The 1,044-nt window shown below is 60.9% G+C and carries 1 protein-coding gene; it reads left to right on the forward strand.

Annotation, left to right across the window (positions count from 1 at the left end; all coding sequences use genetic code 11):
* Positions 1 to 56: 56 nt before the first annotated feature.
* Positions 57 to 1,044 (forward strand): IS481 family transposase (locus AC1DUU_RS32770; protein WP_476787445.1); only part of this gene is annotated, 988 nt, incomplete at its 3' end.

The following is a 1,044-nucleotide window of genomic DNA, read 5'->3' on the forward strand; positions in this document are numbered from 1 at the left end:
TGTTTGATCCCAGGCTTTGATGGGGCATCCTTGTTGGCCGAAACAGGGGATGCACTATGGGCCAGGTTCTTCATGGGAGCGCCACGACGACAGAGGCGGTCCGTCGAGCGATACAGCATAGTCAAGAGAGCCTGAGGGCGCTGGCGAAACGCTACGGAATCAACCAGAAGACCGTCGCCAAATGGCGGGAGCGGACTTCGGTGGCCGATCTGCCGACCGGTCCGAGGGAGCCGAGATCGACAGTGCTCTCGCTCGAGGAAGAGGCGGTCATCGTCGCCTTCCGGCGCTACACTCTGTTGCCACTCGATGACTGCCTCTATGCCTTACAGCCCACGATCCCGCACCTGACGCGTTCGTCATTGCATCGTTGTCTGCAGCGCCACGGCATCGGTCGCTTGCCGGACGTAGAGGGCGACAAGCCGGCGAAGAAGAAATTCAAGAGCTATCCGATCGGCTACTTCCACCTCGACGTCGCCGAGGTGCGTACCGAGCAAGGCAAGCTGCACATGTTCGTCGCCATCGATCGCACCTCGAAATTCGCCTTCGTCGAACTGCACGAGAAGGCCACCACCGCCATCTCCCGGGAGTTCTTGCTGCGCCTGATCGCGGCGGTTCCCTACAAGATCCACACCGTGCTCACCGACAACGGCATCCAGTTCACCACCCCCGGCGCCGGCGGTTCGGCCGTGCCGCTAATCAAGGAGGCCATCGCAAACGGCGAACTCTTCCGCGCCCATGCCTTCGAATACGCCTGCGCCACGAACGACATCGAACACCGCACGACCAAGGCAAGGCACCCRTGGACCAACGGCCAGGTCGAGAGGATGAACCGGACCATTAAGGAGGCGACCGTTAGGCGTTTCTACTATGAGAGCCACGACCAACTCCGCCAGCACCTTGCCGACTTCGTCTTGGCCTACAACTTCGGCCGCAGGCTCAAGACCCTCAAAGGCCTCACGCCCTACGAATTCATCTGCAAGGCATGGCTTTCCCAGCCACAACGGTTCTCTCGCGACCCGCTCCAGCAAATGCCGGGACTAAACA

Source organism: Aminobacter sp. P4_H6_2 (genome assembly GCF_056400805.1).